This window comes from Ruegeria sp. YTSA226 (genome assembly GCF_059609905.1).
Genome location: NZ_JBXWMQ010000002.1, coordinates 1 through 16,636 on the forward strand (window position 1 = coordinate 1; position 16,636 = coordinate 16,636).

General features: G+C 57.8%; 14 protein-coding genes. 10 read left to right on the forward strand and 4 right to left on the reverse strand.

All coding sequences use genetic code 11. The annotated features are described in order from the left end of the window. The first annotated feature begins 292 nt into the window (after nt 1-292). Nucleotides 293-1,054 carry an NAD kinase gene (locus AC2FFF_RS02630; RefSeq protein WP_142632779.1) on the forward strand — a complete coding sequence of 254 codons (762 nt, stop codon included), beginning with the start codon at nt 293-295 and terminating at the stop codon, nt 1,052-1,054. 263 nt (nt 1,055-1,317) lie between these two features. On the opposite strand, the gene AC2FFF_RS02635 is transcribed toward AC2FFF_RS02630, so the two are convergent. The 3 genes from AC2FFF_RS02635 to AC2FFF_RS02645 form a co-directional block, all read right to left on the reverse strand. Continuing rightward, complete coding sequence (locus AC2FFF_RS02635) at nt 1,318-2,757, reverse strand: amidase family protein (protein ID WP_281971793.1); 1,440 nt, start codon at nt 2,755-2,757, stop codon at nt 1,318-1,320. Between the two features lie 73 nt (nt 2,758-2,830). After that, nucleotides 2,831-4,720: a propionate-CoA ligase PrpE gene (gene prpE, locus AC2FFF_RS02640; protein ID WP_496882840.1), complete on the reverse strand. Its 1,890-nt coding sequence runs from the start codon at nt 4,718-4,720 to the stop codon at nt 2,831-2,833. A 265-nt stretch (nt 4,721-4,985) separates the two neighbouring features. Beyond that, nucleotides 4,986-7,259, reverse strand: a complete 2,274-nt coding sequence (locus AC2FFF_RS02645; protein ID WP_496882841.1) for an NADP-dependent malic enzyme — start codon at nt 7,257-7,259, stop codon at nt 4,986-4,988. Nucleotides 7,260-7,445: 186 nt separating this feature from the next. Between AC2FFF_RS02645 and AC2FFF_RS02650 the strand changes: the two genes are divergently transcribed. The 7 genes from AC2FFF_RS02650 (at nt 7,446) to upp (ending at nt 13,831) form a co-directional block, all read left to right on the forward strand. Beyond that, nucleotides 7,446-8,138, forward strand: coding sequence for a hypothetical protein (locus AC2FFF_RS02650; RefSeq protein ID WP_496882842.1), 693 nt, complete (start codon nt 7,446-7,448; stop codon nt 8,136-8,138). After that, entirely contained in the window at nt 8,113-9,204 is a 1,092-nt protein-coding gene (locus tag AC2FFF_RS02655) for a cupin domain-containing protein (protein ID WP_282021872.1), read from the forward strand. Before AC2FFF_RS02650 ends, AC2FFF_RS02655 begins: the two co-directional genes overlap by 26 nt. Before the next feature lie 102 nt (nt 9,205-9,306). Beyond that, complete coding sequence (locus AC2FFF_RS02660) at nt 9,307-9,699, forward strand: cytidine deaminase (RefSeq protein ID WP_142632791.1); 393 nt, start codon at nt 9,307-9,309, stop codon at nt 9,697-9,699. Between the two features lie 4 nt (nt 9,700-9,703). Next, nucleotides 9,704-11,011, forward strand: a complete 1,308-nt coding sequence (locus tag AC2FFF_RS02665) for a thymidine phosphorylase (protein ID WP_281972384.1) — start codon at nt 9,704-9,706, stop codon at nt 11,009-11,011. Continuing rightward, nucleotides 11,008-12,219, forward strand: a complete 1,212-nt coding sequence (locus AC2FFF_RS02670; protein WP_281971794.1) for a phosphopentomutase — start codon at nt 11,008-11,010, stop codon at nt 12,217-12,219. Before AC2FFF_RS02665 ends, AC2FFF_RS02670 begins: the two co-directional genes overlap by 4 nt. Continuing rightward, on the forward strand, nt 12,216-13,202 hold the full coding sequence (locus tag AC2FFF_RS02675) for an adenosine deaminase (protein ID WP_281971795.1): 987 nt from the start codon (nt 12,216-12,218) through the stop codon (nt 13,200-13,202). The genes AC2FFF_RS02670 and AC2FFF_RS02675 overlap by 4 nt, the downstream gene beginning before the upstream one ends. After that, nucleotides 13,199-13,831, forward strand: a complete 633-nt coding sequence (gene upp, locus AC2FFF_RS02680; RefSeq protein ID WP_142632797.1) for a uracil phosphoribosyltransferase — start codon at nt 13,199-13,201, stop codon at nt 13,829-13,831. Before AC2FFF_RS02675 ends, upp begins: the two co-directional genes overlap by 4 nt. Before the next feature lie 6 nt (nt 13,832-13,837). On the opposite strand, the gene AC2FFF_RS02685 is transcribed toward upp, so the two are convergent. After that, entirely contained in the window at nt 13,838-14,851 is a 1,014-nt protein-coding gene (locus tag AC2FFF_RS02685) for a hypothetical protein (RefSeq protein ID WP_281971796.1), read from the reverse strand. Nucleotides 14,852-15,003: 152 nt separating this feature from the next. Here AC2FFF_RS02685 and AC2FFF_RS02690 point away from each other — a divergent pair, with 152 nt between their 5' ends. Further along, nucleotides 15,004-15,939, forward strand: coding sequence for a DMT family transporter (locus AC2FFF_RS02690; RefSeq protein WP_142632801.1), 936 nt, complete (start codon nt 15,004-15,006; stop codon nt 15,937-15,939). Then, a complete protein-coding gene (locus AC2FFF_RS02695) occupies nt 15,936-16,583 on the forward strand; it encodes a sulfotransferase family 2 domain-containing protein (RefSeq protein ID WP_281971797.1) in 648 nt (215 codons plus the stop codon). Before AC2FFF_RS02690 ends, AC2FFF_RS02695 begins: the two co-directional genes overlap by 4 nt. Nucleotides 16,584-16,636 lie beyond the last annotated feature (53 nt).

Below are 16,636 nucleotides of genomic sequence, written 5' to 3' on the forward strand. Positions count from 1 at the left end.
CGGACGCGATCAATTCGATCTCGTCGCGCTGACGGCCCAGCTCGGACGTGATCGAGCCGAACAGCTCTGGGTCGCGCGCTGAGAGAGACTGGGTGAAAAAACCGGTATCACGTAGATTGGCGTTCATGGGGGCTCCACAATGCTGGGATTTCTTGCGGATTTCCTATCGGAAACGGGACATCGGCAAAAGGCTTAAAGCGACGATTTGGCCAGCGGTGGCGTCAAGTCTGGTCTATAGGGGAAAGGTATGATTGTTTCGGAACCAAATGTGCAGCACTGGAAACCACAATAGATGATTCAAAGAATCGCTTTTCTTGCCAGCGACGCCAAGGTGGCTCAAACCGCACGCGACAAACTGGTCAGGCGCTATGGCAATGCGGCGCCGCGTGATGCCGGTGTAATTGTCGCACTGGGTGGGGACGGCTTTATGCTGCACACTTTGCACAACATGCAGCACCTCGATACGCCCGTATATGGCATGAATCGTGGAACAATCGGGTTCCTGATGAACGAGTTCCACGAAGAAGACCTGATGGACCGTCTTTCCGCCGCCGAAGAAGAGGTCATTAACCCGCTGGCAATGCGCGCGATGGATCAGTCCGGCAAGATTCATGAGGCGCTAGCCATCAATGAGGTCTCTTTGCTAAGGGCAGGCCCTCAGGCGGCGCGGCTGAGGATCAGTGTGGACGGTCGCGTGCGCATGGATGAATTGGTTTGCGATGGCGCTTTGCTGTCAACGCCAGCAGGATCGACGGCTTATAACTATTCCGCGCATGGGCCAATCCTGCCGATTGGATCGGATGTTCTAGCTCTGACAGCGATTGCAGCCTTTCGTCCGCGACGCTGGCGGGGCGCACTGCTGCCCAAAATCGCCCAGGTGCGGTTCGATGTGTTGGATGCGGACAAGCGGCCGGTCATGGCGGATGCGGATTCAAATTCATTTCCGGATATTGATTGGGTCGAAATTCGATCTGAACCGGCGATTCGGCACCGTATCCTGTTCGACCCGGGCCACGGCCTGGAAGAGCGTCTGATTTCGGAACAGTTCACCTAAATGAAAGGCCAGGTACGAATTAATCGCGCTTGTGTGAACCAGTTCACACGAATCCGATTAACATTAAGGTAGTGTGAACTTGCCTGGAGAACACGCCATGGTGGAAGTGAGTGGCCATCAACGGCGGTTTCGAAATGAACGTGCAGTTTATGTGCGGGCGAGGGTAGGTGGTGCTACGCTCGTTATCGGATTTCTAGGCATATTTTAGAAAGCGGACCCCGGGTACAAAACCCCGGGGTCAATTTTTTTTGGACAACGTCTATTTAGAAGGACGTCCCCATTTTCTTCCACAATGGCAGGCACATTTGCCCTACCCGGTCTTCTATCGCCGCGGCGGCGTCTACGGCCATATCCTCGCGCCATCTGCGGGCTGCGATCTGGATGTTGATCGGCTGCGGCCCATGCGGCAGCTCGGCCAGCCGCGCCGGAACACATGCCGCGGGCAGGCCGATGAAGTTCATCGCATAGGAATAGACCGCACAGCCCAGAACTTCATGCACGCCCTCGGCGCCCTCGGTATCTCGGTCCGGTTTGAAGAACGGCTGTGGCAGGAATGGTGACAGGACCAGAGGATAGTTATGCATGAACAGAGACCACTCGCGCGCATAGTGGCTGCGCTTGGCCAGCATTTCGATAAGGTCTGTGCCAACTATGGGTGGGAATTCCTGAAAGTAGACCTCGAATATGTCGCGGATTGTTTTTGATCCCGCAGCCTCGATATCGGCTTTCAACAAGGTCAAAACTTCGCCCATCAGGGCGCGGTACCCGCCACGACCAGCTTCAAAGATATCGGGTGGTGCGACCTCTACCACTACATAGCCTGCTTCGATCAATGCATCGCGTGCCGTATCCAGAGCCTTGTCGACTTCGGGATGCAAATCGTATCCAAAGGTCTGCTTGGTGAAGGCGACCTTGATCGGGCCGGTTTGGTCCTCACCCCGCCACGGCATCGGCACGTGAAACGGATCGCGCGGATCGGGCGCAATCAAGCTGGGCATGGACAGGTGCAGGTCCGCTGCGGAGCGCGTGATCAGACCCTGCACCGACATCGATTGTGCCAATATGCCCCGTTCTGCCGATTGGCTGGGATTCCACGCCGGAACACGACCCAGACCCGGTTTGACGGTAACCGCCCCATTGGCGGCGGCAGGAAATCGCAGACTGCCCCCTATATCGTTGCCATGGGCCAGCGCACCGATCCCAGCCATCACAGCTGCGCCCGCGCCACCAGAAGATCCCCCGGGCGAGATATGACGTCCCCAGGGGTTATGCGTGCGGCCATGCAGTTCGTTGTCTGTGTCAGCACGGAATGAAAATTCGGGCGTGTTGGTGCGACCGATGACGATGGCGCCCGCCTTTTGCAGGTTGGAAACAACCGGCGCATCATCCGGGGCGATCACGTCTTTCAGGGCAACGACCCCATTCGAGGTCGCACGTCCTTTTTGATCGACGTTGATCTTGATGGTGACCGGCACACCATGCAGGGGGCCGGGCTGCTCTCCGTCACCGACCGCCTTGTCCAGATTTCGCGCACGGTCCAGCGCTTGTGAACTCAGATCTTCAACAACCGCATTCAGCGCAGGATTGACCTGTTGCATCCGGTCGATGGAGGCTTTGACGGCCTCTTCCGCGCTGATTTCCCTGTTGCGCGTCAACGCGGTCAGATCGGTGGCGTTCAGACGCCAGATGTCGGTTTCTGTCATGGGGCCTCACTGTCTTGGTCAGACAGTAGAGGCCCGGTGTCAGGTTGCAAGAGGCGGCAGGCGCGCCGATTTTCTACTGGGCGTAGCCGATGGATTTGAGGGCCTCGGTGATCTCGTCCAGAATCGCCGGATCGTCGATGGTGGCGGGCATCTTGTAGTCCTTGCCATCCGCAATCGAGACCATGGTTCCGCGCAATATCTTGCCCGACCGCGTCTTGGGCAGCCGGTCGACAACCACGGCCAGCTTGAAGGCAGCGACCGGTCCGATCTTTTCGCGAACCAACTTGACGACATCCTGAACGACGTCACCATGGTCGCGGTCACAGCCCGCATTCAGACACAGGAAACCAACCGGCATCTGGCCCTTCAGCTGGTCCGACACGCCGATCACGGCGCATTCGGCAACGTCAGGGTGTGCGGCCAGAACCTCTTCCATGCCGCCGGTGGACAGACGATGGCCGGCGACGTTGATCACGTCATCGGTGCGCGCCATGATATAAAGGTAGCCGTCCTCATCGACCATGCCCGCATCGCCGGTTTCATAGTATCCGGGGAAGTGGTTCAGGTACGAGCTTTTGAACCGGTCTTCGGCGTTCCACAGCGTCGGCAGGGTGCCCGGGGGCAGGGGTAGTTTCACCGCAATCGCACCCAGCTCTCCGGGTTTCATCGGGTGGCCACCTTCGTCCAGGATCTGCACATCGTAACCGGGCATCGGCTTGGCAGGTGACCCTAGCTTGGTTGGCAGTTCTTCAATCCCCAGCGGATTGCCCGCGATGGTCCAACCGGTTTCGGTTTGCCACCAATGGTCGATAACCGGAACGTTCAGCGCGTCTTTAGCCCATTCGATCGTGTCGGGATCCGCCCGCTCTCCGGCCAGAAACAGGGCTCGCAGGCAGGAGAGGTCGTATTCAGGGATTAATTCCCCTTTGGGATCTTCACGTTTGACCGCGCGGATTGCGGTGGGAGCAGTGAAGAAACTGCGAACATTATGCTCGGATATCACCCGCCAGAAGGTGCCCGCGTCTGGGGTTCCAACCGGCTTGCCCTCGAACACTATCGTGGTGTTTCCGTGGATCAGCGGCGCGTAGCAGATGTATGAGTGGCCAACGACCCAGCCGACATCAGAAGCCGCCCAGAATACGTCGCCGGGATCCACGTTATAGATGTTCTTCATCGTCCAGTTCAGCGCGACCAGATGGCCGGCCGTCGGCCGTACGACCCCTTTGGGCGCTCCGGTCGTGCCTGATGTATACAGGATATAAGCTGGATCATTGCCATCGACAGGAACACATTCCGCAGGCTCAACACCGTACTGGAACCCGTGCCAGTTGAAATCACGCCCCTCGATCAAATGCGCAACCTCTTGTTCGCGCTGGAATATCACGCAGAAATCGGGCTTGTGGCTGGCAAGTTCGATGGCACCGTCAAGCAGCGGTTTATAATGCACCACACGGCCCGGCTCCATCCCGCAAGAAGCGGCGATGATTGCTTTTGGTTTGGCGTCATCAATACGGACCGCCAATTCGTTGCTTGCAAAGCCACCAAACACAACCGAGTGCACCGCACCCAGCCGGGCACAGGCCAACATCGCCTCAAGCGCTTCGGGGATCATCGGCATATAGATGATAACCCTGTCGCCCTTTTCGACACCTTTTGTCCGCAATGCCCCGGCCAAAGTAGCGACCCGATTGCGCAGTTCGACATATGAGATCTCGCGCTTGGTGTGGGTGATTGGGCTGTCATAGATGATGGCCGTCTGTTCACCGCGACCATTCTCGACATGGCGATCAACTGCATTCCAGCAGGTGTTGACCCTGGCATCACAGAACCATTCATAAAGAGGAGCATTGTCGTCAAACAAAGCCTTGCTGGGTGGCCGAACCCAATCAATTCCTTTTGCAGCTTCCATCCAGAATGCCTCTGGATCGGATTTCCAGCTCTGGTAAACGTCCTGATATGCCACTTTGGTCTCCTCCGAAAAATCCCTGCACCGTGTCTAGGGCGGGGTATAGGGGGCAGACAAGCGGTCGAAGTGACGGGGCGTCACTTTATCGCAAAATATTTGCAGATGTATAAGAATTTCCCTGCTAATTTTTGCAAACCTGTCGGCAATTTATGGATTTTGCGCGCCGAATTCACAGTTTTGCAAAACTGCAAATGTATTGGTGCAAATATGAAGGAATCAGTCCGGGCACCTGTTTCGGTGCCCGGAGGGGATCCGTGACCCTTTACCCGTAATGAGCGACAGGCGTTCCTGCGATCGCCGCCATGTTCAGTAACCCGCGTGCGGTGATCGAGGGGGTCACGATATGTGCCTTGTTGCCCATACCCATCAGGATCGGGCCAACTTCCAGCGCGTTGGCCTTCATCTTCAGGATGTTGCGCACACCGCTGGCGGCATCTGCGTGGGCAAATATCAGGACGTTGGCGACACCTTCTAGACGTGAATGCGGGAAGATGCGCGACCGCAGTTCAGGGTCAAGCGCTACGTCCAGATTCATCTCACCCTCATATGTGAAATCGCGCGGCTCCGAGTCCAGAATCTCCAAAGCGGCCCGCAGGCGCTTGCCCGAGCCTTCGGCCTGATTGCCGAATTGAGATTGCGAACAGAACGCGATTTTTGGCTCCAACCCGAAACGCCGGACATGACGGGCCGCGCCCAGGGTGGTTTCGGCAAGCTCTGCAGGCGTTGGTAATTGCCTCACATGTGTATCGGCGATGAACAAGGGGCCGTCCTCAAGAACCATCAGAGACAAAGCGCCATGTGCGCGCAGGTCGCCATTGGCCAACACCTGTTCGACATAGCTTAGGTGCCAGCGGTATTCGCCAAAGGTTCCGCAGATCAGGCTGTCGGCCTCGCCACGCTGGACCATGATCGCCCCAATGGCTGTGCTGTTGGTGCGCATGATGGCCTTGGCCAGATCAGGGGTGACACCGCGGCGCTGCATGATCTGGTGATATGAGGTCCAGTAATCATAGTAGCGATTGTCATGTTCAGGGTTCACGATCTGAAAATCCTCGCCCGGACGCACGGTCAGGCCCAGGCGCTCGCATCGCGCTTCGATGACTTCGGGACGTCCGATCAGGATCGGTGTTTCCGTGGTTTCTTCCAGAATGGCCTGAGCGGCGCGCAGCACACGTTCGTCCTCGCCCTCGGCAAATACTATTCGGCGCGACGCAGCTGCTGCGGCCTCGAAAACCGGGCGCATGATCAGGGCGGATTTGAAAACCGTCTGGTTCAGGCGCTCTTTATAGGCCTCCATATCTGGAATCGGACGCCTGGCAACGCCACTGTCCATAGCCGCCCGGGCCACTGACGAGGACACAACAGCGACGAGGCGCGGGTCAAAAGGTTTTGGGATCAGATAGTCAGGTCCGAAGGTCAGTTGCTCGCCCTTATAGGCGGCGGCGGCTTCTGCACTGGTCGTTGCCCGGGCCATATCAGCGATACCGTCTACGCAGGCGATCTGCATAGCGTCGTTAATTTCGGTCGCACCAACATCCAGGGCGCCCCGGAAGATGAAAGGAAAGCACAGAACGTTGTTCACCTGATTGGGAAAATCACTGCGACCGGTTGCGATGATCGCATCGGGGGCCACTTCGCGAGCTGCGTCCGGCAGAATCTCGGGCGTCGGGTTAGCCAGCGCGAAGATGATTGGTCTGTTGGCCATTTTCGCGACCATTTCGGGTTTCAGGACATTCGGTCCGCTAAGCCCCAGAAACAGATCGGCATCCCCGATCACGTCATCCAGCGTGCGCAGATCAGTCTTTTGCGCAAATTGGCTCTTGTGCGGGTTCATGTCCTCGGCTCGCCCTTCATAGACAAGCCCGTGAATGTCACACAGCCAGATGTTTTCGCGTTTCACACCCAGCTTCACCAGCATGTTCAGGCAGGCGATCCCAGCCGCGCCTCCGCCGGTCGAGACGATTTTGATATCCTCGAACTTTTTCCCGGCAACGTACAGCGCGTTCTTGGCAGCGGCGCCCACGACGATTGCGGTGCCGTGCTGGTCATCGTGAAAAACGGGGATGTTCATCCGCTCGCGGCACAGTTTTTCGACAATAAAACAATCGGGGGCTTTGATGTCCTCAAGATTGATTGCCCCGAACGTGGGTTCCAGCGCGCAAACGATATCGGCCAGCTTTTCGGGGTTGGATTGGTCAACCTCGATGTCGAAACAGTCGATCCCTGCGAATTTCTTGAACAGAACCGCTTTGCCTTCCATCACCGGCTTAGAAGCCAGAGCGCCTATATTGCCCAGGCCCAGCACTGCTGTTCCGTTCGAGACCACGCCAACAAGATTGCCCCGCGCAGTGTAAAGCTCGGCGTTGGATGGGTCGGCCTTGATTTCCAGGCTGGCCTCGGCGACGCCGGGCGAGTAGGCGCGCGCCAGATCCCGACCGTTGGCCATGGGTTTCGTAGCCCTGATTTCGAGCTTTCCAGGCTTTGGGTGAGCGTGATAATCAAGCGCGGCCTGTCGCAGGTTGGGAGTGTCAGACATAGGCAATTCATCTCCGTTCCGAATTTGGTTGAAGGGTTAAACTATTTCTGGCGCCTTGGCTACGTGACGTCACTTCATAAATGGATTTTTGCCAAACACGGCCGTAGGTTGAATTATGTTCTAATATGGTTACGGTCGCGCATCTTCATATTCGGCACCGCTTCCACAGGAGATCGAAGGCCCAAGATGACCCCGGAAAAACAATCTCAGTCGATACCCGTCACAACCGATACCAAGCGGTCCTTTGGGCTGGACCAGCCGCTGTTTCGTGCAGCGATTGGAGTTGCGTTGCTGATCTTGGTGGTCCTCTGTATCTGGTCGGTGCAGGCGATGTCCCTCAGCCATGAGGGTGGCCCGTTCGAATCCATTTCGGCCGCGGCGCTTGTTCTGGCCGGGGGCATTGCGCTTTTCCGGTATCGCGGGATTTCCCGTCTCTATATCGGTCTCGTCTGTTTGCTGCTGGCAGAGCGCGAACTTGCTGCGGATATCTATGCCGTAGATAGCTTGCCATATGGGATTCTGAATGGGCTGGACACGCTGCTCGATATGAACGCGGTTCGCGTCATCCTGGCTGTTTTGGTTCTGGGCGGCTTGCTCTGGCACGGGGTGCCAAACGGGTGGCGTGCGTTCAAGCATCGGGTCCCGTTTCTAATGGTGTTCTTTCTGGCCGGTATGTGTGCGGTGGTTGCGCAGGGGTTGGAAGAAGTCAGTGGCGCACTGAAAGACGACCTGTCGGACCAGATGATCATGCGTTTGTTTGTGTTGGAAGAAACGCTTGAGATGTTCTTTTCGATTGGCATTTTGGCTTCTGTTCTGATCGGATGGCCCAAAGCCACGACCGAAGAGAACTTGAATGACCAGCAATCAGACCAAAGCTGAGATTCGTCTGCCGACGCAGGAATTACGTGACGACATCCCGTTTTTTACCAAGGTACTGGGGATGCGGATGGATATGATCTATCCGGCTGATGACCCTCGGGTCGCCGTGTTCTCGGGGCATGGATTGCGATTACGGATCGAACAGGATGCACCCGAGGCGCCCGGAATGTTGCGCATTCTGACCGAAAATCCGGATGAGTTTGCGGCTGGCCAGCGCAGTTTGGTCGCGCCGAACGGGACGCGTGTCGAAATTGATGAGCTGAACCCGCCGATGGTGATGCCGGATACCGTGCATTCCTTTGTCGTGCGCAGACTCAAGGATCAGGCCCCGTGGGTCATCGGGCGCGCCGGAATGCATTATCGCGATTTGGTACCCGATCGCTTGGGCGGGTCGATCATTGCCAGCCATATCCGCATTCCTGATGGCGGTCCGGTTCCAGACATGGTGCATTTCCACAAGGTCGGGTTTCAGTTGATTTTCTGCATCCATGGCTGGGTTGATGTGGTTTACGAGGATCAGGGCGACAAGATGCGCCTGACCGCCGGCGATTGCTTTATCCAGCCGCCCGAAATCCGCCATCGTGTGTTGGAAGCATCGGACAATGTGCAGGTGATCGAAATTGGTGTTCCTGCCGAACATGTCACCGAAATCGACCACGAAATGCAGTTGCCGACCCCGCAATACCGCCCGGATCGCGAATGGCAGGGCCAGCGCTTTGTCTACAACCGGGCCGAGGGAGCAGAATGGGGGCCGTTCCGTTTGCCGGGCTATATCTGTCGCAACACCACGATTGCCCAGAACACGATGGGTGTCGCAGGCGTTCAGGTGGTGCGTCGGGGGCAGGGTGACACCGCCTGGGCTACACATGATACCGATATTCATTTCACCTTCGTTATGAACGGTGAGTTGACGCTCGAAGGCGAGGGGCGTGACCCCTATCGGCTGGAACAGGGCGATGCCTTTGTCATCCCGCCGGGTATGCGCACACGCCTGTCTGATCCGACCGATGATGTTGAACTGCTTGAGGTCACGCTGCCTGGCGTGTTCAATACGGTTCTGGATTAAGCATTTTGGCTCAGGAATTCTGCGCTCGGGGCTTCAATTCCCCGGGGGCTTTCATTTAGGGTATGACTTTCTGACCAGATGATCAAAAAATAGGGAATCGCCATGAGCTTGAAAGACGCAGCCTTGTCCGTGCGGGAAAACGCCTATGCGCCTTATTCCAATTTCAAGGTCGGCGCGGCGATCCGGTCCCTGTCGGGGCAGATCTACTCCGGTTGCAATGTGGAAAACGTGGCCTATCCCGAAGGCACTTGCGCCGAGGCCGGAGCCATTGCCGCCATGGTCGCTGCTGGCGAGCAGGAACTGACCGAGGTTTACGTGGTCGCGTCCTCTCCTCAGCCAGTACCGCCGTGCGGGGGGTGCCGCCAGAAACTGGCCGAGTTCGGCAAGCGTGACGTCAAGGTGGTATTGGCCAGCTTGGACGGGGCGGAGTTGAAAACCACTATCGGGGATCTGCTGCCAGGCGCATTTGACGCCTCGCATATGGAGGATGTCTGACCCCATGGACGCCCGCTCGATCATCGCAAAGTTGCGCCGCAAGGATATACCCTCCGCCGAAGAACTGCACTGGTTTGCACAGGGGCTTGCCGATGGTGGGGTCAGTGACGCGCAGGCAGGGGCCTTTGCCATGGCGGTTTGCATGGGCGGGTTGGGCGCGCAGGGCCGCGCCGATCTGACCATTGCGATGCGCGACAGCGGCGATGTCCTGAACTGGGATGTGGAAGGTCCGGTAATCGATAAACACTCGACCGGGGGTGTGGGCGACAGCGTCAGCCTGGTACTGGCCCCCGCACTGGCCGAGCTTGGGGCCTATGTGCCAATGATTTCTGGTCGGGGACTGGGACATACGGGCGGCACGTTGGACAAACTTGAATCCATCCCCGGTGTGACCACCCAGATCAGCCAGGACCGGCTGGTGCAGGTGCTGAACGAAACGGGGGCAGCCATTGTCGGCGCCACCGGGCAAATCGCGCCAGCGGACAAACGGCTTTACGCCATTCGGGATGTCACGGCGACAGTTGAAAGCCTCGACCTGATCACCGCGTCGATCCTGTCGAAAAAGCTTGCAGCCAGCCCGGATGCACTGGTGCTAGACGTTAAGGTTGGCAGTGGGGCCTTTATGAAAACCCTTGATGACGCGCGCAATCTGGCACAGGCGCTGACAGAAACCGCCAACGCTGCAGGGTGTCGGACTTCGGCAGTCATAACCGATATGAACCAGCCGCTTGCCTCTGCGCTGGGCAATGCACTTGAGGTGGATGAGGTCATGAAGGTATTGACCCAAGCGCCTGATGCGCCGTTGGCTGTGATCTCTGCCGAGCTGGGCGGGGTTCTGTTGGCTGACGCCGGTATGTTTGCCACTTCGGAAGAAGGCCGGGACAAAATCGCCAAGGTCATCCGCGATGGCCGTGCCGCAGAACGGTTTGGCCGCATGATGGCCGCAGTTGGGGCACCCATTCACTTTGTCGACGATTGGTCGCGCTATTTGCCCGAAGCCAGCGTGATCCTCGAAGTGTCTGCTCCCGCTGCGGGCTATGTAACCACGATAGACGGAGAGGCTCTGGGCCTTGCGGTTGTCGAATTGGGTGGCGGACGTCAGGTTGAAAGCGATGTGATCGACCCTGCGGTCGGGCTGTCAGATCTGGTGCGACTGGGCGACCGGGTCGAAAAAGGCGCGCCATTGGCTGTCGTCCATGCCGCCCGCGAGGATGCCGCGCGACGTGCGGCTGATGCTGTTCAAAAGGCGATCACGCTTGGAACGGGTAAACCAGTGGTGCCATCCCTTGTCCACGAGAGGATCACGCCATGAGCCGCGCCTTCCTTGTGGTGATGGATTCTGTGGGTATCGGCGGTGCGCCCGATGCTGATCAGTTCTTTAATGGCGACATGCCGGATACTGGGGCAAACACTCTGGCCCATATCGCGCAGGCTTGTGCACAAGGTCAGGCGGAAGAGGGGCGATCCGGGCCTTTGCATCTACCGCATTTGGATGCGCTGGGGTTGGGTGCTGCGGCACGGCTGGCCTCGGGTGCGGAAACGCCGGGTTTGCTGGCCCAGCCGACAGGTCTGTGGGGCTGCGCCTGTGAGGATTCACCGGGCAAGGACACGCCATCGGGGCATTGGGAGCTAGCAGGGCTGCCTGTGCCGTGGGACTGGCATTACTTTCCCAATACAACACCATCATTTCCGGCTGATCTGAGCAAGGCCGCAGCCGAGGCCGCCGGAACCGAAGGGGTTTTGGGGGATTGCCACGCCTCGGGCACCACGATCATCGCCGAATTGGGGGCCGAGCATATGCGAACCGGTTGGCCGATCTGCTATACCTCGGCCGATAGTGTCTTTCAGATCGCCGCGCATGAAGAAAGTTTCGGCCTAGACCGTCTGCTTGACCTCTGCCGCGCGCTGGCCCCACGTTTGCACCAGATGAAAGTGGGGCGTGTGATCGCACGGCCCTTTGTCGGCTCGCCCGAACAAGGGTTCACCCGCACGACCAACCGCAAGGATTTTGCCATCGTGCCGCCCGCTCCGGTGCTGACGAACTGGTGTCAGGATGCGGGCCGCCGTGTTCATGCAGTGGGCAAGATCGGCGATATCTTTTCCATGCAGGGAATCGACACGCTGCGCAAAGGGTCGGATGCTGACTTGATGGGTCATCTGTCCGATCTGGTCGATGAGGCCGAAGAGGGCAGCCTGACATTCGCTAATTTTGTCGAGTTCGACAGTCTCTATGGCCATCGGCGCGACATCAGCGGCTATGCCCGCGCGCTGGAATGGTTTGACCAAGAGATAGGTGCAATTCTGACCCGGTTGCGCCCCGATGACCTAATGTTGTTGACTGCTGATCACGGCAACGACCCAAGCTGGATCGGCACCGACCACACGCGTGAGCAAGTACCTGTCCTGATTGCAGGGCAGGGTGCGGGGCAGATCGGTCAGGTCAAATTCGCCGACATTGCCGCCAGTATCGCACATCACCTGAATATCCCGGCACAAGGGCCGGGGCGGAGCTTTCTATGACTGTCGCTGACCTACCCAAGATCGAACTGCACTTGCATCACGAAGGTGCCGCGCCGCCTGCCTTCATCCGTCAGCTGGCGCATGAAAAGCGCATCGACCTGAGCGGGATTTTCAAACATGACGGGTCTTATGATTTCCGGGATTTCGCCCATTTCCTCAGCGTATATGAGGCCGCCTGTGAAGTGCTGAAATCGCCCGAGGATTTCCGCCGTCTGACGTTGGCTATTCTTGAAGAAAGCGCGGCGAACGGGGTGGTGTATTCGGAAAGCTTTCTGAGCCCCGATTTCTGTGGCGGTGGCGATTTGGTGGCCTGGCGCGACTATCTAAGTGCCATTCAGGATGCCGCTGATGAAGCCGAGCGGAAATACGATATCACTCTGCGCGGCGTGGTGACCTGTGTCCGGCATTTCGGACCCGAACAGGCCAAGCTCAGTGCATATTGTGCTGCTGAAACTGCGGGCGACTGGATTACCGGGTTCGGTATGGGGGGCAATGAATCCATGGGGGTTCAGGGCGACTATAAGTGGGCGTTTGACTGCGCGCGCGAGGCCGGACTATGCCTGACCACCCATGCCGGAGAGTTCGGTGGGCCGGATAGTGTCCGCGATGCGATCCGTGATCTGGGAGTTGAACGCATCGGCCATGGCGTGCGTGCGATCGAAGAACCCGACCTTGTGCATGAGATCGTTGATCGTGGTGTGACGCTCGAGGTTTGCCCAGGCTCGAACGTGGTTCTGGGCCTGTTTCCTGACTTTGCCAGCCACCCGATTTCCAAGTTGCGCGAGGCAGGTGTCAAGGTCACCGTGTCAACCGACGATCCGCCGTTTTTCCATACCACAATGCGGCGTGAATATGAGATGTTGGCCAAAGCTTTCGGTTGGGAGGCCGAGGATTTTGCCGCCCTGAATGAAACCGCCCTGAATGCGGCTTTTTGCGATGAAGCGACCCGTGCGCGGGTCAAGAAAAGACTGGAGATATCATGAGCGAACACCTGACCGTCGTCGACCACCCGTTGGTGCAGCACAAATTGACGCTCATGCGGGACAAGGGCACTTCGACCGCCGAATTCCGTCAGTTGCTGCGTGAGATCACCTTGCTTCTGGCCTATGAGATCACGCGCGAAATGCCATTGACCACCCGGCACATTGAAACCCCGATGGAAGAGATGGACGCCCCCATCCTGGCCGGTAAGAAACTGGCGTTGGTCTCTATCCTGCGCGCCGGTAACGGAATGCTGGACGGCGTTTTGGAACTGATCCCCTCGGCCCGTGTTGGCTTTGTTGGCCTGTACCGCGATGAAGAGACTTTGAAGCCCGTCCAATATTACTTCAAAGCGCCAGAGGGGCTGAAGGACCGTTTGGTCATTGCTGTCGACCCGATGCTGGCAACCGGCAACAGTTCGGCCGCCGCGATTGATTTGCTGAAAGAGGCTGGCGCGACGGATATCCGGTTCCTGTGCCTGCTGGCCGCTCCCGAAGGCGTTGCCCGCATGAAAGAGGCGCACCCGGATGTTCACATCGTCACCGCCGCACTGGACCGTGAGCTGAACTCAAAAGGCTATATCATGCCGGGTCTGGGCGATGCGGGTGACCGGATGTTCGGGACCAAATAAGCGGGCTTATCCGCCGCATATATTCTGCAGCCGGACCCATTCGCGATCTGGCAGAATCTGCTGCAGGGGCTGACCCGCCATCGGGTCAGCCTCGATCAGGCCCAGCACGGTTTCACCTGTGACGTCCGTCGCATAAGCAAAGGGGACTGAGGGCAAAGCTGCCTCGGCAAAAATTTCCAGCAGGTTCTCGTCGGGTACAGCAGGACGGGGTTCTGATAGAACTTCTTCGGTATAACTGTCGACAATCTGAGGTGTCAGCTCACCGGTTGTCAGCAGGCGGAACGCAGATCTGATGCCGGTCCGGTCCAGCAGATCATCCAGTGGGTCCTGTGCCTGCGCACGTGCACGTTCCGCAAGGATGTACCCGGCCACGACCGAGGGGTCCTCGTGATCTTCGACCAAAGATCGGTTCAACAGGACAATTCCACCCGGCAGGGTCAGGCTGGTCTGTACTCCGGCTGGTAGGATAACGATTGAGCGCACGCCCGTTCTTGCCGCCAGATGATCCAGTGCTTCCTGAGTGCCCTCGGACACGCAGGCGCGGCCTGACACTCTTTCGATGCGCCTCAGGATTGTGTCGCCGATGTCGATACGTTTGATTTCGGGAACGACGGATACGACATGGTTTTGTAATGCTGACGGTAACCACAACAGCATGAGCGCGGCCACAGCAGCCACAACCCCGGCCACGCTGAACCACCGCAAACGCCCGGGGTGGGGGCGTGACCGGTCGATGGCACGCTGCAGACGGTCAATGGCTTCGATCATCGTGGTTTCGGATTGGGCCAGTTCCAACGTCTCTTGCGGGTCGCCATCCGGGTGGTAAATTGCAGGGAAAACACCGGGGTTCTGGCGCTCTAACGCGGCCAGCGACCAATGCGTCAGTGCCCGGTCGTTGAAATCCGATATCGTCAGCGTCGCTTCGCCAATCGACACAACAACCTCGCGCCGCTGAACATCGGGCGAGGGGCGCCACAGACCGGTGGCTTCGATCCGCTGGAACTGTTTCAGTGCCGTCATCGGGGTGATGTCTGCTCGTTCTTAATTGGAGCCAGCTTAACACGCTAAATTCAACCGGCGCAAACCTGTTGCGCGATGTTCAGGAAATGTGCTGGATACCTAGACGAGCGGAATATTCTGTTACCGCTTTCCATCATGCCGCGGGGAAAATGATGCAGGCGGACACCCAGACTTCACCGGTTTTGGCCTCGGTGCTGATGGTCAGTGCTATGGCAATCATCGGCGTGATTGATAATGTGGTCATCTTGGTGGCCGAAACGATCGGTCTGTGGCAGTTCCATTTCAGCCGGGCACTGCTCATGCTACCGTTGATAATGGGCCTGTCACTGCTTGGGCTGGGCCGCTTGCGCCCGATTAGGCTTGGCCCCGTGATCCTGCGTAGTGTTCTCATCACATTGGCCATGTTGTTCTATTTTGCCTCGCTTGCGCTGATGCCGATTGCGCAGGCGTTGGCGGGTTTGTTCACGTCGCCGATCTTTGTGCTGTTGATTACAACCGTCGCCATGAAGCAACGGATAGGCCCATGGCGTATTCTGGCCGTTGCAGTAGGGTTTGCCGGGATTTTGTGCGTGTTGCAGCCGAATCCCGGCGAGTTTGATGCAAAAACGCTGTTGCCGGTCGCCGGAGGGCTGTTCTACGCGTTCAGTTCAGTCATCACCCGAAGCCACTGCGCGCAGGAAAGCACGACGGCATTGCTGGCGGCTATGGTGACAACCTTGGGAGTGGCCGGAGCGGTAGGGCTGATCGTGTTATCCTTGTTTCCGGGGGTTCCGGTCGCTGGGCCGGAGGGCTTCGTCACCCGTGGCTGGGTCTGGCAAATGGGACCGGCAATTCCTTGGATTATAGTTCAGGCAATAGGGTCGACGATTGCGGTATTCATGCTGATCAAATCCTATCAGATCGGTGAGACCTCTTATGTGGCGGTGTTTGAATACTCGGTGATGATATTTGGACCCTTGTTCGCCTGGAGGGTCTTTGGGCAGAATATCGGTGTTCTGCAGATCCTCGGCATATGCCTGATCGCAACGGCCGGAGTTCTGCTGGCCTGGCGGTCCACGCGTCCCGCCGCTACAGAGGCCGCATCGTGATCATTTCGCGCGGTCGCTCTTATATCTTCGTCCACATTCCCAAAACTGGAGGGACATCTTTGTCGCTGGCTTTGGAACAGCGCGCGATGAAGGATGATATTTTGCTGGGAGATACGCCCAAGGCAAAGAAACGCAATAGGCGGATCAAACAGCTATCGGCGCGTGGCCGCCTTTGGAAACATTCAACCCTCGCCGATATCGAAGGTGTTCTTTCACCGGATGAGTTGTCGGGGATGACAGTCTTTACCCTGGTCCGAAATCCCTGGGATCGGCTTGTCAGCTATTATCACTGGCTCAAGGTGCAAGGCTTTGATCACCCCGCAATCGCGCTGGCCCGCGCCCATTCGTTTGAAGGATTTGTCTGCCACCCTGCGACGCAACAATCGCTCCGTCAACATCCGGCGCGGCACTACGTGACGCGAGCCGATGGTATCGAGCAGTGCCAGTATTTCATCAGACTCGAAGCGTTTGATCAGGACGCAGAGCCTCTGTTTGACCACCTGGGGTTCCGGATCACACTGCCGCATCTGAATCGATCAGAGCGGGCGAAAGATTACCGCAGCTATTATTCAGCCGCATCACAGGAGGCCATCGCCGAGGCTTGCGCTGAAGATATAGACAGATTCGGATACTCTTTTGATTAGATGACAGAAATATCGTTTCCCTGTGGGACTTAATACAGGGCGATTGCAGATCG

Excerpts from the sequence above, each read along its gene's own strand:
- AC2FFF_RS02645 (WP_496882841.1), bottom strand. The coding sequence starts at position 7,259 with ATGTCTGACACTCCCAACCTGCGACAGGCCGCGCTTGATTATCACGCT.
- AC2FFF_RS02660 (WP_142632791.1), top strand. The coding sequence starts at position 9,307 with ATGAGCTTGAAAGACGCAGCCTTGTCCGTGCGGGAAAACGCCTATGCG.
- AC2FFF_RS02690 (WP_142632801.1), top strand. The coding sequence starts at position 15,004 with ATGCAGGCGGACACCCAGACTTCACCGGTTTTGGCCTCGGTGCTGATG.
- AC2FFF_RS02630 (WP_142632779.1), top strand. The coding sequence starts at position 293 with ATGATTCAAAGAATCGCTTTTCTTGCCAGCGACGCCAAGGTGGCTCAA.
- AC2FFF_RS02685 (WP_281971796.1), bottom strand. The coding sequence starts at position 14,851 with ATGACGGCACTGAAACAGTTCCAGCGGATCGAAGCCACCGGTCTGTGG.
- upp (WP_142632797.1), top strand. The coding sequence starts at position 13,199 with ATGAGCGAACACCTGACCGTCGTCGACCACCCGTTGGTGCAGCACAAA.
- AC2FFF_RS02670 (WP_281971794.1), top strand. The coding sequence starts at position 11,008 with ATGAGCCGCGCCTTCCTTGTGGTGATGGATTCTGTGGGTATCGGCGGT.
- AC2FFF_RS02655 (WP_282021872.1), top strand. The coding sequence starts at position 8,113 with ATGACCAGCAATCAGACCAAAGCTGAGATTCGTCTGCCGACGCAGGAA.
- AC2FFF_RS02650 (WP_496882842.1), top strand. The coding sequence starts at position 7,446 with ATGACCCCGGAAAAACAATCTCAGTCGATACCCGTCACAACCGATACC.
- AC2FFF_RS02635 (WP_281971793.1), bottom strand. The coding sequence starts at position 2,757 with ATGACAGAAACCGACATCTGGCGTCTGAACGCCACCGATCTGACCGCG.
- AC2FFF_RS02675 (WP_281971795.1), top strand. The coding sequence starts at position 12,216 with ATGACTGTCGCTGACCTACCCAAGATCGAACTGCACTTGCATCACGAA.
- AC2FFF_RS02665 (WP_281972384.1), top strand. The coding sequence starts at position 9,704 with ATGGACGCCCGCTCGATCATCGCAAAGTTGCGCCGCAAGGATATACCC.